The organism is Pelotomaculum terephthalicicum JT (assembly GCF_022410535.1).
Lineage (GTDB): Bacteria > Bacillota > Desulfotomaculia > Desulfotomaculales > Pelotomaculaceae > Pelotomaculum_D > Pelotomaculum_D terephthalicicum.
In genome coordinates this window covers 85,727-101,153 of record NZ_JAKNBL010000007.1, presented here as the reverse complement: position 1 = coordinate 101,153, position 15,427 = coordinate 85,727, and the positions used below count along the sequence as shown (strand labels likewise).

General features: G+C 50.1%; 10 protein-coding genes. 8 read left to right on the top strand and 2 right to left on the bottom strand.

Going from position 1 to position 15,427, the window contains the following annotated elements; translation table 11 throughout:
• Positions 1–60 precede the first annotated feature (60 nt).
• Both asnB and nadE read right to left on the bottom strand, forming a co-directional pair.
• Positions 61–1,908 (bottom strand): asparagine synthase (glutamine-hydrolyzing), encoded by a 1,848-nt coding sequence (gene asnB / locus L9W92_RS07070; protein WP_240083077.1) that lies wholly within the window; start codon positions 1,906–1,908, stop codon positions 61–63.
• Between the two features lie 193 nt (positions 1,909–2,101).
• Complete coding sequence (nadE, locus tag L9W92_RS07065; RefSeq protein WP_240083076.1) at positions 2,102–3,991, bottom strand: NAD(+) synthase; 1,890 nt, start codon at positions 3,989–3,991, stop codon at positions 2,102–2,104.
• Between the two features lie 215 nt (positions 3,992–4,206).
• Between nadE and pcrA the strand changes: the two genes are divergently transcribed.
• From pcrA to nifV, 8 genes are all read left to right on the top strand, one after another.
• Positions 4,207–6,411: a DNA helicase PcrA gene (gene pcrA, locus L9W92_RS07060; RefSeq protein ID WP_240083039.1), complete on the top strand. Its 2,205-nt coding sequence runs from the start codon at positions 4,207–4,209 to the stop codon at positions 6,409–6,411.
• 183 nt (positions 6,412–6,594) lie between these two features.
• On the top strand, positions 6,595–7,467 hold the full coding sequence (locus tag L9W92_RS07055) for a lipid II flippase Amj family protein (RefSeq protein WP_240083038.1): 873 nt from the start codon (positions 6,595–6,597) through the stop codon (positions 7,465–7,467).
• 97 nt (positions 7,468–7,564) lie between these two features.
• Positions 7,565–9,583: an NAD-dependent DNA ligase LigA gene (gene ligA / locus L9W92_RS07050; protein WP_376741795.1), complete on the top strand. Its 2,019-nt coding sequence runs from the start codon at positions 7,565–7,567 to the stop codon at positions 9,581–9,583.
• A 127-nt stretch (positions 9,584–9,710) separates the two neighbouring features.
• Positions 9,711–9,992: an Asp-tRNA(Asn)/Glu-tRNA(Gln) amidotransferase subunit GatC gene (gatC, locus tag L9W92_RS07045; RefSeq protein ID WP_240083037.1), complete on the top strand. Its 282-nt coding sequence runs from the start codon at positions 9,711–9,713 to the stop codon at positions 9,990–9,992.
• A gap of 21 nt (positions 9,993–10,013) precedes the next feature.
• On the top strand, positions 10,014–11,471 hold the full coding sequence (gene gatA, locus L9W92_RS07040) for an Asp-tRNA(Asn)/Glu-tRNA(Gln) amidotransferase subunit GatA (protein ID WP_240083036.1): 1,458 nt from the start codon (positions 10,014–10,016) through the stop codon (positions 11,469–11,471).
• A 69-nt stretch (positions 11,472–11,540) separates the two neighbouring features.
• Positions 11,541–12,980, top strand: coding sequence for an Asp-tRNA(Asn)/Glu-tRNA(Gln) amidotransferase subunit GatB (gene gatB / locus L9W92_RS07035; RefSeq protein WP_240083035.1), 1,440 nt, complete (start codon positions 11,541–11,543; stop codon positions 12,978–12,980).
• Between the two features lie 443 nt (positions 12,981–13,423).
• A complete protein-coding gene (locus L9W92_RS07030; protein ID WP_240083034.1) occupies positions 13,424–13,996 on the top strand; it encodes an acetate uptake transporter in 573 nt (190 codons plus the stop codon).
• A gap of 296 nt (positions 13,997–14,292) precedes the next feature.
• Positions 14,293–15,426, top strand: coding sequence for a homocitrate synthase (nifV, locus tag L9W92_RS07025; RefSeq protein WP_240083033.1), 1,134 nt, complete (start codon positions 14,293–14,295; stop codon positions 15,424–15,426).
• The last annotated feature ends 1 nt before the right edge of the window (position 15,427 follow it).

Here is a 15,427-nt window from a genome sequence, read left to right as displayed (position 1 = left end):
CGGCAGGCGATTCGAGGGCTTCGTTAGCAAATTGTTTCAAATATATTTCCGATATAACTCTTACCGGACGGCAACCCGGTATTCACGCAGCCAGACATCAACCTGGGCCAGGTAAGCGAGAAGCTGGGGGCCGCGCATGAGCTGGCCGAACCACGGCCGGTCGAAGACCATATCGCCGGACTGGGCCATGGAGCGGAGTTTGCCGGTGTTCACCAGCTGATGCAAGGGAGAGGTGCGGTCGTCAAGGATGCGCAGGACCCAATCCTTGACAGCAGTCAAGTAGGAAGGGTTATGTGTCTTCGGATATGGACTCTTGCGCCGTGTGAGCACATCATCGGGCAGAATGCCTTTGAGTGCCCGGCGCAGGATACCTTTTGCCATTCCGTCGCATGTTTTCATGGCCCAGGGAATGTTCCAGGCGTATTCGGCCAGGCGGTGGTCGCAATACGGCACTCTCACTTCAAGGCCGTTTGACATGCTCATACGGTCCTTGCGGTCAAGCAGGGTGGGCATGAATCGTGTTATACAAAGGTAAAAGATTTCGCGTATGCGTGCTTCGGCAGGCGGTTCACCCGCGAGGCGGGGCACTTCCGACAAAGCGTCGCGATAGCGTTCGTTCACGTATTCTTCAGGCTTGATCAGCTCAACCAGTTCGGGTGAAAGCAAGCCGGCCCTGTCCCGTATCATGCTGATCCAGGGAAACGTTCCGGACGCTAGCGCTTCTTCATTGTGAAACCAGGGATACCCGCCGAATATTTCATCCGCCGATTCACCGGACAGGGCGACCGTGGCTTCTTTTTTTATCTCATGGCAGAATAGATAAAGAGAGGAGTCCACGTCGGCCATGCCGGGCAAGTCGTTAGCCCGTACGGCTGATCCTAGCGCTTCGGCCAACTGAGGGGTGTCGATTAAAATTTTATGGTGGACCGTGCCGAAGGAATCGGAAACACGTCTCACCCACGGTTCGTCAGCGCCGGGTTCAAAGCGGTTTGGTTGAAAATGATGGTCGTTGCCGACATAGTCTACGGAATAAGTGTGAAGCGGTTCGAGGCCGGCTTGTTTGAACGCTCCCGCGGCAAGCGCCGTGATCGCGCTTGAGTCGAGGCCGCCTGACAGGAGGGTGCAGACCGGCACGTCCGCGACAAGCTGGCGTTTAACAGTATCCTGAAAGAGTTCGCGCACGTGAGCTGTTGTGGCGTCCAAGTCGTCTTCGTGTAGCCGGCTTTCCAGCGCCCAGTATTGTCTTATATGAATCCCGCCGCGGTTATAAGTCAGGCAGTGTCCCGGCCTCAGTTCCGCAACCCCGCGGAATACTCCGTGCCCCGGTGTGCGGGACGGCCCCATGGCAAAAATTTCGGCCAGGCCTTCCGCGCCCACTTCGGGACGGACCGCCGGGTGGGCAAGCAGTGCTTTCAGTTCGGAGCCGAAGAGAAAGGCGCTGCCGCGCTGTGTATAAAATAATGGTTTGACGCCGAGACGGTCACGGGCGAGAAAGAGGGTCTGGTCGGATTCACTCCAAATCGCAAACGCGAAAATACCGTTAAAACGTTCCACGCAAGCCGCGCCCCACTCCATGAAAGCGAACAGGAGCGCTTCGGTGTCTGAGTTTTGGGTAAGGAAATTATAGCCGCGTGTTTCCAGTTCCCGCCGCAAATCTAGCGTGTTGTACAACTCGCCGTTATAGGTGATCGTGTATGTGTGAGCCCCGCGCCGGCGGGTCATCGGTTGTCCGCCGCCCGCCGGATCAACCACGACCAGCCGGCGGTGGCCTAAAGCCGCGCGTGTCGAAAGCCACACTCCTGAGGCGTCCGGCCCGCGGTAGGCCAATGTTTCAATCATTGATTCCAGAGTGTGGCGCTGTTGATTTAGATCCTTTTCCCAGTCTATCCAACCTGTAATGCCGCACATCAGGCTTTCACGCTCCTTTTTATTCTTGGAACCTTGTAAATCAATGCTCTTTAAGTTATTAAACGACGGAAAACGGGCTGTAAAATAAAAAAGCGCGCGGAGTACTGAATTACTCACGGCGCCGTTGCCCGAGCTTCATATTGTTGTCGTACAACAATAATATATTCGGGCCAATTTTTAATGTGCTATTAAGTTAGTCTTTTTTCAGTGTATTCAAGAGCTGTTCTTTCAACTCATAGTACCGGGCAGTGTTTAAAAGCCCGTTTTGCGCCTCGCGGTGGTCGAATCCATAGGCTCTCCGGCTTATCGCGAGGACCGGCGGGGCTTGAATTCTTTTGGCGACAGCCATGCCGGTATATAGTTTCCACCAGCGCTCCAGGTCGGCGATAAACTCGCGGACGCTGGGGAAAAGCTGTTTGGCCAGGCCGGGCTGACAGCCGATTTTTTCTTCGAGGATACCCTGCCTGTACCAATCCAGGATATCTTCAGGCGCCGACCTGTTCCAAGCTTCCATAAAAGCATGAAACAAGTAATCATGGTACGGATAAAAAATCGGGTCGCCCTTGCCCTGTTCCACGGCTTGCTCAAAGGAAAGTTCCGCGCTGGGAACGATATCGATAGTTTTTTGGGGGATGACTTCCCTCTCGTATACATGTTCATTTAAATAACCGGCCAGAGCGTAGACCTGATGTTTCCAAAGATCGGCCAGAGCCGCCAGGAAGCCGGCCAGATCCCCGTATAGCGTGGAGTAACCCACGGTCATTTCACTCTTATTGGCATTGCAGACGAAACCGCCGCCAAAGGCCGCCGCCAGCCCGGCCAGAACCCGGGCTGAACGGTCGCGGGCCTGGATATTTTCAGCCGCGAAAGGAGTGACTGTAAGGTTGAATTGACGGCCGTTTTTCAGGTCGACTACCGGAGTATGGCTGATTTGTTTGATCGTATAATCGACTGATTCTTGAATAGGCATAACGGTATACTGACAGCTTAAATTCCGGGCCAGTTTAGCGGCCAAGTCCTTGGTGGTCGCGGAGTTGTATATGCTTGGCATATTTACGAGTAATATATTCTCCGGTCCCAGCACCTGCGTATACAAAGCGGCGCTGACAGCCGAGTCGATGCCGCCCGAAGCGCCGATCACCACTTTTTCCATGCCTATTGAACGTGTGAATTTGTCTATGCCGTAATTAAGAGCTTGATAAACACTGTCCATGCCCTGGTCGTCCGGCACTGTGACCGGAGAATGGTCTTCTCCCTTTTGGGTTAAGTCCAGGTCAATGCATTTCAACGTTTGGGTGAAAGGAGGGCAATAGTCGATTATTTCTCCCTTACCGTTATATATAGTGCTGAAACCGTCAAAAGTATAAACGGTTTTGCCGTTATTCTGCGTGCCCACGTTATTCACATAAATCAAAGGAACCCCGGTGCTTTCAACCTGTTTAGCAAAGACCCGGTTGCGTTTGTTGTTTTTGCCCAGGGTGAACGGCGAGGCGGAGATGTTCACAAACAGGTGCACCGGTCCATTCCGGTGAACAGACGCTATGGTTTTAACGCTGTAGTCCTCGCTCCAACCGTCTTCGCAAAGAATGCATCCAATATTGACAGACTCCCCGGCTATGTTCAGACGCACCGGTTGAAGCATGTCCTCGACGCTTTTCCCCAGTTCCGGGGCCAGCTTGCGCAGACTGTAGAAATGTCGGGTGTCATCAAATTCCCTGTAATTTGGTTGTAATGTTTTGATCCGGAAAGGGTAGGGGAAATTCTCATCACCACGCAGTTTGCCGTTTTGCGCGATAAAGAACGCGTTGTACTTGCGCACTCTGCCGTCGTCGCCGGTTTTGCTCCAATCTATTCCCACATTGCCGAATAAAACGCATAAGCCGGCGGAAGCTTCTGTGATCATGCGGCCATGTCTTTCGCAGTCCCGGAGAAAGGCTTGTTGTTCCCAGGTGTCACCAATCAGATAACCGGGGATGCACATTTCCGGAAATATAGCAATCTGGGCCTGCCGCCCACGTGCTTCTGCCAACATCTTCAGCATTGTCCGGGTATTTAGATCCGGTCTTCCGGGTATTACTTCCATTTGGCCTAAAGCTACTCTCAGCAAAAACCTCACCTCTGTCCAGCATATTACCTTACATTTTAGCACTCAGCAGGAATTGATCAAGCGGGTACTCATGAAAACGGGCAGCGAAAGGCTTTTTACGGACATTTATGGTTGCCCTAATCTAAAGAACGGTATAGGATTATAATAACAATTCCATAACGTTATTAATTATTTTTAGAAAGGGATTATATATGGATCTTATCGCTAATTTGAATCCTCCTCAGGTTGAAGCCGTGACCGGCGGGGACGGTCCGCTTTTGGTATTAGCCGGAGCGGGGAGCGGAAAAACCAGGGTGCTGACCAGCAGGGTGGCATACCTTTTAAAGGAAAAACGGATCCGGCCGCGCCATATTCTGGCAATAACCTTTACCAATAAAGCCGCCCAGGAGATGAGGGAACGAATCAACTCCATGGTTCCGGATATAGCCCGCGACTTGTGGATCTGCACTTTCCACGCCGCTTGTGTGCGCATTTTGCGACGCCAGGAGGAATTTTTCGGGCGGGACCGGAATTTTGTGATTTATGACGCGGACGACCAGTTGACTGTAATCAAGGAATGTCTTAAGGAGCTGAATCTGGACGATAAAAAATACCCGCCCCGGTCGGTGGCCTGGTCTGTGTCCCAGGCCAAGAATCAGTTGGTTGATGCTACCGATTTTGAGCGCCAGGCGATCAATCCCTTCAGTAAAAAGGTTTCCGAGGTATATTATCTATACGCGGAGAAACTCCGCCGCAACAACGCCGTTGATTTTGACGATTTAATCTTTTTTACGGTCAGGTTGTTCCAGAGTTACCCGCAGGTTTTGGCTTATTATCAGGAGCGGTTCCGCTACATCCTGGTTGATGAATACCAGGATACCAACCACGCCCAGTATGTGCTGGTGAACCTGATGGCCGGGACTCACCGGAACTTGTTTGTGGTAGGCGACCCGGACCAGGGGATTTACGGCTGGCGGGGGGCGGATATTAAAAATATTATGAGCTTTGAAAGAGACTATCCTGATGCCCGGGTAATTACCTTGGAACAGAACTACCGTTCCACAAGTTCTATCCTGGAAGCTGCCAACGAGATTATCCGCAACAACCCTGACCGCAAAGAAAAGCGCCTGTGGACGGCCCTCGGCGCAGGCGCGCCGCTGGTAGCCAGCTGCGGTATGGACGAGCGTGATGAAGCTGATTTCGTGGCCGGACAAATTCTTTATGCGAGAGACCGGGAAAACAGGAATTATAAAGATTTTGCCGTGCTTTTCCGCACCCATGCCCAATCCCGGGTAATTGAAGAAATATTTGTGCGGACAGGCCTGCCGTATACTATCATTGGTGGATTAAAATTTTATGACCGCAAGGAAATTAAAGACATCATGGCTTATCTCAGGGTGATTCTCAACCATTTCGATTCAGTCGGACTTGCCCGGATTATCAACGTGCCCAAGCGAGGTATCGGGCAAGCGTCTTTTAGTAAGATTATTGCTTTTGCCAGGGAGTTGAACATCGGCCCGGTTGCGGCACTCGCAAGGGTGGGTGAAATCCCCGGACTGTCGGGCAAGGTTCGCGATAAAGGGAAGGAACTGGGGGAGTTAATCAGGTACTTTTCTGAACAGTCATCGATAATGAGCGTTACCGAGCTGACGCGGGCGGTGATGGAGCAAACGGGCTACCGGCAGGAACTGCTGGCAGAAAATACGGTAGAGGCGCGAACCAGGTTGGAAAACCTTGATGAACTGTTGTCCGCTACCGGTGAATATGACCGTGGGGCTGATGATAACAATCTGCAGGGGTTTCTGGAAAATGTCGCCTTAGTTACCGACATTGATAAATATGATCAAGATACTGATCAGGTGGCGCTGATGACGCTGCATAGCGCGAAGGGGCTTGAATTTCCGGTGGTTTTTATCACCGGCATGGAAGAAGGAATTTTCCCCCACTCCCGCGCCTTGACGGAGCCAGATGAGTTGGAAGAGGAGCGGCGGCTTTGCTATGTGGGTATAACCAGGGCCATGGAGCGGCTTTATCTGACCCGCTGCTGGAAGCGAAATATCTACGGAGCCGTAAAATATAGCCAGCCGTCACGTTTTCTTGAAGAAATACCGCCGCATTTGTTGAACAGGGATGACCGGATCAACGGGGGTGAGTTCATGGATAAGAATGAATGGCGACAAAAGACCCCCCGCTCAGGTTTTGCCGGCGCCCCGCTTGTCAAGCCAAAGGAGAGCCGGAATTTAAACACCGCTGGACAATTGGCAATGGGTGACAAAGTCAAACATAAAAAATGGGGCATCGGTACTATTGTGGGAATTCAAGGTGACGGTGAAGAAGCCGTTTTTAAAGTGGCCTTTGACGGGGAGGGTATAAAAGATTTAATGGCCCGGTACGCTCCGTTGGAAATAGTAAATTAGAATAATCAGAAGTCAGGAGTCAGAATGGGAATGGCTTATTGTCTTGGAATTCTCTGAATGCTGACTCCTGACTACTTAAATAAATCAAGCACAGAATTTATTATCTATGATAAAATGAAATTGTATAATTATGGATAAGGTGGCTTTTGGCAATAATATAAGTATTGATGCACTGGAGGAGCTATGGACCGTCTCCTGGCTGTGGCCGTACTAACTGCTGTAATACATCTAGTAAATACCCTGACTTATTCGGTGCGCTTGTCCGGTGTGCGCACGCAGAGGCTGGCTACCGCTTTTTCTTTATTTAACGTTATTTTTTTGCTGGCCAGTACCGCCAATACTATCCAGGGACCGCTTCTTTCCTCAATTGTCGAGCGGGCAATCAATATTGGTCAAGCTCAGATTTCCGGTAATATTCCGGGGGACCAGCTTGTTAACCAGCCGGTTTACCAGGAACAGCTTGCTTTGCTTGATCATAATATCCGATTTGTTATTGCTGCGGCCACGGTGGGAACAATTGTTGGAACTGCTTTAATCCCGGCGTTTGTGCGTATTTTTATCCGTGCCATACTCCTTTTCGAAGAGAGCGGTTCCGTTCCAAGGATGATTGGTATGGTAATCATATCGCCACGCCGGTTGTTCAATCTTTCCCGGCAGTTATATTTCCCGCGGAGGAATTCGCTCAAGTTATTGACGGCGCGCCGGATAGCCTTGCCGAAGACTTTTTTGGTTCTGAATATTGTTGTTACGGGGGTTTATACTACCGGTGTGCTCTCAGCCTTGTACGCCGGGGCGCTTTTCCCCGACTTCCGCTCAACGGCTGCTCTCCTTTCAGCCGTAATAAACGGCATTGCCACCGTGCTTGCGGCCACCGTTGTGGACCCTACGGCAGCGTCCATTACTGATCAGGCCTTAAGGGGGGAGCGTAGCGAAGACGACGTCAAACAGATGGCCTTATATCTTTCTGTTACCCGGTTTTTAGGCACAGTTTTCGCGCAGTTTATCTTTTTACCGTCCGCTTATTTCATCAAACTCGTCGCTTCATGGCTGGCATAGCAGAAGTCAGAGGTCAGCAGTCAGCAGTCAACAGTCAACAGTTATTGCATTAGATGTGGCAACTTATAAGCTTAGATTGTTCTCCGGAGGTGCCGTTATGGAACAGAACATGGTGTTGACATTGGAGTCGGCCCGTGAACGGGCGGAAATATTACGCCGGGAATTGGAAACGCATAACTATAACTATTATGTGCTGGACGCTCCGGTTATTTCAGACGCGCAGTACGATAAAATGATGCGCGAACTGGAGCAAATCGAAGAGAAATTTCCGGTTCTGGTAACACCGTATTCCCCCACTCAGCGGGTAGGCGGGAAGCCCAGGGAAGGGTTCGTCACCGTGCGCCTCCTCTCTCCCATGCTTAGCCTGTCCAACGCTTTTGACGAAGGCGAGCTGCGGGACTTTGACAGGCGGGTACGGCAAGCGCTCGCAGGCGAAAACGTGGAATATGTTGTTGAACTGAAAATCGATGGTCTGGCTGTTTCTTTATATTATGAGGACGGTGTCTTTGTCAGGGGGTCTACCCGGGGCGACGGCGAAACAGGGGAGGATATCAGCGAGAATTTGAAAACGATCAGGAGCGTTCCGCTCCGGCTGCGCCGGCCCGTGCCGCGCTTGGAAGTAAGGGGAGAGGTTTTTATGTCCAAAAAATCTTTTTCCATGCTAAACGAAGCCAGGGAAGAAGCCGGCGAACCATTATTCGCCAACCCGCGCAACGCCGCTGCCGGAACACTGCGCCAGTTGGACCCGCGCGTCACCGCGTCACGCAAGCTGGATCTTTTTGCCTATGGTATCGGTTACAGCGAGGGGATCGACTTGCCGGAACACGAAGCGGTACTGAATTTATTGAGGGAAGAAGGCTTTAAAGTAAACTCCGAACACAAAATCTTCAGCACCATGGATGACTTGATTCAATACTGCTTTCGCTGGCAGAAAGAGCGTTTTAACCTATCCTACGCTATTGACGGGCTGGTGATGAAAGTAAACTCGCTGCCGCAGCAGGAGAGGCTGGGAGCAACCGCGAAAAGCCCGCGCTGGGCTATCGCCTATAAGTTTCCGCCTGAGCAAGCGGTTACCAGAGTAAAGAATATTTTTGTCCGGGTGGGCCGTACCGGTGTCCTTACGCCTGCGGCGGAACTGGAACCGGTGCGCTTGGCCGGTACTACGGTGAGCAAGGCGACTTTGCATAATGAAGACTATATAAAAGAGAAAGATATTCGTGTCGGAGATCTGGTGCTGGTCCAAAAGGCGGGGGATATAATTCCGGAAATACAGGCGGCGCTGCCTGACAAAAGAACAGGAGCGGAAAAGGTGTGGTCGATGCCGGCGGAATGTCCGGCCTGCGGTTCAAAAGTTGTGCGGGCCGGGGGTGAGGCGGCGGCACGCTGTACCGGAATGGCCTGCCCGGAACGGCTCTGGGAGGAGCTTATTCATTTTGCTTCACGCAACGCCATGGATATTACCGGACTTGGACCGGCAGTGATAGCGCAGCTGCTTTCGGCCGGCCTGATCGGCGACCCGGCGGATCTCTACGCCCTGCGCTATGAGGACCTGGCTCCTTTAGAACGTCTGGGTCCTAAGTCGGCCCGTAATCTCCTTGAAGCTATTGAAAAAAGCAAAAGCGCGTCGCTGGCCAGGTTGATCTTTGCCCTTGGCATACGTCACGTCGGCGAGCGGGCAGCCAAAATTTTGGCAGGAAAATACGGCTCTTTGGACAGGCTGATGTCCGCAGATCCGGAGGAGTTGGTGGATGTTCCGGAGGTGGGGCCTAAGATCGCCGGCAGTATAGTTGATTTCTTTGCCAACAGCCAGAACAGAATGGTTATTGACAAGCTGGTTGAAGCGGGTGTGAACACCCGTGCTAAAAGAGAAAGCCAGGGCGGCGGCCTTCTGGATGGAAAAATATTTGTGATTACCGGCACTCTGGAGGAGTTCAGCCGGCAGCAGGCGCAGGAGCTGGTCGAAAGCCTGGGGGGCAAAGTCACCTCAAGCGTGAGCCGCAACACCAGCTATGTGGTTGTGGGAGAGAATCCCGGATCGAAATATGACAAGGCCCTCGCCTTGGGAATTACGATATTAAATGAAAATGATTTTAAAAAAATAGTTGACGGGAATTAAATTATCAAAGTTATGTAAGACCATACGTGCGGGATATACCAGAAAATCTAAAAAGTGCTCAAACTTGCACGATTATTGCACATATTGGTATAATGTTGTAGGTTCATATTAGAAAGAAGGTGGATTCTTGATTACTGTAAAAGATGTTGACCATGTCGCTCTTTTAGGCCGGCTGGAATTGACCGCTGAAGAAAAGGAGATGTTTACCAGGCAGCTTAACGACATACTGGAGCATTTCCGGTCCCTGGAGCGTCTCAATACTGAAAATGTGCAGCCTACGGCGCACGTCCTGCCCCTGCAGAATGTTTACCGTGAAGATCTAGTAGGACAGCATATGCCCCGCGAAGACGCGTTGTCGAACTGTCCTGACCGGGAGGAAAACTATTTCAAGGTGCCCAAAATTGTCTAGTTGTTCAGGAGGTGTTGATAATTGCAGCTTTACCGGCTAACAGCCCATGAATTGCATGATCTTTTAATAAAAAAAGAAATATCAGCGGAAGAATTGAACATTGCTGTATTTGATCGGATCGAAAACGTTGAGGATAAAATTGGTGCCTATATTACCAGAACAAAAGAAAGTGCACTTGAGAGCGCCCGCGCGGTGGACAGGCAGATCCGCGATGGTGAGGCAATTACCCCGCTTTCCGGCATTCCCCTCGCTATAAAGGATAATATGTGCACCGACGGCTTGCGTACCACCGCCAGTTCGAAAATATTGTCCAACTTCATCCCGCCTTACAGCGCTACCGTGGTGAAAAAGCTTGAGGCCGCCGGCGCGACTGTGGTGGGAAAGACAAATTTGGACGAGTTCGCCATGGGTTCATCCACTGAAAACTCAGCCTTTTTTACTACAAGAAACCCATGGGATACAGAGCGGGTACCCGGTGGTTCCAGCGGCGGCTCGGCAGCCGCCGTTTGCGCCGGTGAAGCGGTTTGCGCCCTGGGCTCGGATACGGGCGGCTCCATTCGCCAGCCGGCTTCTTTTTGCGGTGTGGTTGGCATGAAGCCTACTTACGGGTCGGTTTCCCGCTATGGGTTAATAGCCTTCGCCTCGTCTTTGGATCAGATCGGACCGTTTGCCAGGGACGTGACCGACTGCGCCCTGATGCTTGAGGCTATCAGCGGACACGACCCCAAGGACTCCACTTCGGCAAACTATAAAGTGCCTGACTATGCCGCTTCTCTGATTAATGACGTGCGCGGCCTGAAAATAGGAGTTCCTGAAGAATACATGGCTGAAGGGATCTTGCCGGAGGTGCGCATCGCCGTTAAAAAAGCGATGCTGTTGTTGGAGTCACTGGGAGCGGTGGTGGAGTACACCACTTTGCCGCATACCGAGTATGCCTTGCCGACTTACTATATCATTGCGCCGGCTGAAGCCAGTTCAAATCTGGCCCGTTACGATGGTGTGCGGTATGGTTTCCGGGCGGCAGAAGCCGTAGACGTAATTGATATGTTTATGAAGTCCCGGAGCCAGGGTTTTGGCCCTGAGGTCAAAAGACGGATTATGCTGGGCACTTACACGCTTTCCGCAGGTTATTACGATGCCTACTACCTGAAAGCGCTGAAAGTGCGGACGTTGATCAAACAAGACTTTGACCGTGCTTTTGAAAAGTATGACGTACTCTTGTCACCTACATCACCTTCCCCGGCTTTCCGCTTCGGAGAAAAGGTTGACGATCCGCTGCAGATGTATTTATCAGACATTTGCACCATATCGGTCAATTTGGCCGGAATCCCGGGAATCTCGCTGCCTTGTGGCTTTGTGGACGGTATGCCGGTCGGACTGCAGCTGATGGGCAAGCATTTCGACGAAGGAACGTTGCTCCGGGTGGCTTACACCTTCGAGCAGAATACCGACTACCACAAGGAGTTTCCAAAGTTATAGCCTGAAATAATTTAATTAATTCTGACGTCTGACGTCTGACGTCAGACGACTGATTTGGGAGGGTTAAATTTGACCCAGTATGAAACTGTTATTGGTCTGGAAGTACACGTGGAATTGAAGACCAGGTCCAAAATATTCTGCGATTCCACCGCCGAATTCGGCAGTGAGCCCAATACTCACGTTTGCCCGGTCTGCATGGGGCTGCCGGGGGTGCTCCCGGTGGTCAATAAAAATGTAGTTGAGTATGCAATCCGCGCCGCGCTGGCGCTCAATTGCCGGATCGCAAGCTATTCCAAGTTTGACCGGAAAAACTACTATTATCCGGACATGCCCAAGAATTACCAAATATCCCAGTACGATTTGCCAATCGCCGAGCACGGCTACCTCAACATAGACGTAAACGGGGAAACGAGAAGGATCGGGATCACCCGCCTGCACATGGAAGAAGATACCGGCAAACTCGTGCACCAGGGAACTATTACCACCACGCCTTTTTCCCTGGTGGATTACAACCGGGCCGGGGTGCCTCTGATTGAAATTGTGTCCGAACCCGACCTGCGCTCGCCGGAAGAAGCGTACGAGTACCTCAATAAATTAAAGGCTATTATCCAGTATACCGGTGTTTCCGATTGCAAAATGGAAGAGGGCAGCCTGCGCTGTGACGCCAACGTTTCGGTGCGTCCCGCCGGCAGTAAGGAATTTGGCGTAAAAACAGAAATTAAAAACATGAATTCTTTTAAAGCTTTACAGAAAGCGCTCACTTATGAGGTGGAGCGGCAAATTGAGGTTGTAGAGGATGGCGGCCGGATTATTCAGGAAACCCGCACCTGGGACGAGGGAAAAGGTGTGACTCTTTCCATGCGCAGCAAGGAATACGCGCATGATTACCGTTACCTGCCGGACCCGGACCTGGTGCCGATGGTGATTGACCGGGAATGGGTGGACGAGATCAAGCGTTCGCTTCCCGAGTTGCCGGACGACCGCAAAGAGCGGTATGTCGGCGAGTTCGGACTGCCCGCCTATGACGCCATGGTGCTGACAAACACCAAGGAATTGGCCGATTACTTTGAAGCCTGCGTGGTTGCCTACTCAAACCCCAAGACAGTTAGCAACTGGGTGATGGGAGATCTCTCCCGGCTGCTCAACGCAAATAATACAGATATAACCGATTGCCCGATCAAGCCGGAGCAGCTGGCCGCCATGCTGCAATTATTAGAAAAGGGAACGATTAGCGGCAAAATAGCCAAAACAGTATTTGAAGAAATGTTCGCTTCAGGCAAGGATGCCGAAACCATCGTAAAAGAAAAAGGACTAGTCCAGATCAGTGATGAGGGTGCCATAGCGGCCATTGTGGATGAAGTTATCGCTAATAATCAAAAGTCGGTGGAAGACTTCCGGGCCGGCAAGGACCGCGCTTTAGGTTTCCTGGTCGGCCAGGTGATGAAAGCTTCCAGGGGCAAGGCCAATCCTGAAATGGTAAATAAACTGTTGAAGGAGCGTTTGAGTTAATATTTTATAATTAAAGTATTGACACTAACGTTTAGACTATATATATTTTAATAGAATGTGTTTCTTTTTGCTTAACGTATTTTATTTTATGTTAAGCATTTTTTCAATTTTTAGGTTTCAATAAGGGGGTGGTGGAGCTCACAGAACTAAGGAAGAAATTGAAGCGGACGCAAAGTTTGAGGAGTAAGGTTAAGCTTTCCCAATGTTGACGCAGGCTGTAATCTGAACGAAGTCACTGGAATTACGTGTTTGGCTATGACAACAGCTTGCAAGCCCACTTTTTTCAGAAATGCCGCTGGAATTATTTTTATTTCTTAAGGGACGGGCATAATTTGCCGGTCAACATTTATGAGCAGGTGGTATGATTCTGGAGTGGAAAAGTTTTTGTAATTGAATATGGTTTTGACTATTGTTATTGAAAATAACATGATAGGAGGATAAACATGGCAGAAAAATCCAACCAATCAATCTTCAGTATGGTAGATTCCACAGCTAATCCCGCCCCCCTTGGTTTATTGGGGTTTGGTATGACGACAGTACTTCTCAATTTGCATAATGCCGGCTTTTTTGCATTGGGTAGCATGATCCTGGCCATGGGTATTTTTTACGGTGGCATAGCACAGATTATCGCCGGATTAATGGAATGGAAAAAGGGTAACACTTTCGGCACTACCGCCTTTACTTCTTATGGATTGTTCTGGCTCTCGCTAGTTGGTTTGCTGGTTATGCCCAAAGTGAAATGGGGAGATGCCACTGAAAGCGTTGCTATGGGAGCATATCTTTTTATGTGGGGTCTTTTTACGGCGGTTATGTTTATTGGGACACTAAAAATCAATCGGCGACTTCAGTTTGTGTTTGGCTCTCTGGCCGTGCTGTTTTTCCTGCTTGCCGCAGGAGACTGGACTGGCAATGAGGCAATCACGCATATTGCCGGATGGGAAGGTATTATCTGCGGTTTTTCAGCTATCTACGCAGCCCTGGCTCAAGTGCTGGAAGAATTGTACAGCAAATCATAAGTAATGTGGAAGTTCCGGGTATTAAGCCAAAAATTAAGCGTTCAGGATAAATAGAAAGAGCGCTCCTAGCAAGGGTAGTGCTCTTTCTATTTTGAATCTCCATTGCGAACCCGTGGTTAGATAATTGATATGTCAATCTTTGTATACAATATTAGGGTTGTCATTAATGTCATTTTAGCTTTTAAGTTACATAATTTTATGATACTATTCACCTAGATAATTGTCGGGGTTTACCCATATTTTTAGTAATTATGGTTTACTGATTTTTAGCTGGTTGATTGAGGTGATTAAACAACGTGCAGAAAAGAAAAATAGTTATCGTAGACACAACCTTGAGAGATGGGGAACAAACAGCGGGGGTCGTTTTTGCCAACAGGGAAAAATTGCGGATTGCAAAGTTTCTGGATGAACTGGGAGTGGACCAGATCGAAGCAGGTATACCGGTTATGGGTGGGGATGAAAAAGAAGCTATCACGGCTATTTGCAAGGCCGGATTAAGAGCCAGCATCATGGGCTGGAACAGGCCGGTGCTCAAAGATATTGAAGCTTCTCTTGAATGTGGCGTAGATGCGGTGGCGATCTCTATTTCCACCTCGGATATCCATATCAAGTATAAGCTTAAAACTACCAGAGAGTGGGTAATTGAGCAAATGGTCAATGCCACTCGTTTCGCCAAAAAGGAAGGAATGGAGATATCAGTCAACGCGGAAGACGCTTCCCGCAGCGATATGGATTTTTTGCTCCAGTTTGCCAAGGCCGCCAAGGAAGCCGGCGCCAACCGCTTGCGGTATTGCGACACTGTCGGGATAATGGATCCTTTCACTATTAGCGAACGGATTAAACAGATTAGAGATAACGTTGACATAGACATTGAAATGCATACCCACAATGATTTCGGGATGGCTACCGCCAATACTATAGCCGGGGTAAAAGCCGGCGCCAATTACGCCGGGGTTACCATTATGGGACTTGGTGAGCGGGCCGGCAACGCCGCTCTGGAAGAAGTGGTAATGGCTTTAAAACACCTGTTTGATATCAACCTTAATTTCAAAACGGAAATGTTTGTTGAAGTGGCTGAATATGTGTCCCGCGCTTCAGGCAGGGAACTACCCGCCTGGAAGGCTATCGTAGGATCCAATATGTTTGCGCATGAATCCGGGATTCATTCCGACGGTATTATAAAAAACCCAAAGACATATGAAGCTTACGCACCTGAGGAAGTCGGCCTTGAACGCCAGATTGTGATCGGCAAGCATTCCGGTTCGGCGGCGTTGAGGTCAAAATTTGCTGAATACGGGATAATGTTAACCGAACACCAGGCACAGGAATTGCTGCCAAGTATCCGTTCTCATGCGGTTTCAATGAAGCGGCCGCTTTTTGATAAAGAACTGGTTTATTTTTACGAAGACTATTTTGGAAAGAGGGATTAAC

Excerpts from the sequence above, each read along its gene's own strand:
- nadE (WP_240083076.1), bottom strand. The coding sequence starts at position 3,991 with ATGGAAGTAATACCCGGAAGACCGGATCTAAATACCCGGACAATGCTG.
- ligA (WP_376741795.1), top strand. The coding sequence starts at position 7,565 with ATGGAACAGAACATGGTGTTGACATTGGAGTCGGCCCGTGAACGGGCG.
- L9W92_RS07055 (WP_240083038.1), top strand. The coding sequence starts at position 6,595 with ATGGACCGTCTCCTGGCTGTGGCCGTACTAACTGCTGTAATACATCTA.
- pcrA (WP_240083039.1), top strand. The coding sequence starts at position 4,207 with ATGGATCTTATCGCTAATTTGAATCCTCCTCAGGTTGAAGCCGTGACC.
- asnB (WP_240083077.1), bottom strand. The coding sequence starts at position 1,908 with ATGTGCGGCATTACAGGTTGGATAGACTGGGAAAAGGATCTAAATCAA.
- L9W92_RS07030 (WP_240083034.1), top strand. The coding sequence starts at position 13,424 with ATGGCAGAAAAATCCAACCAATCAATCTTCAGTATGGTAGATTCCACA.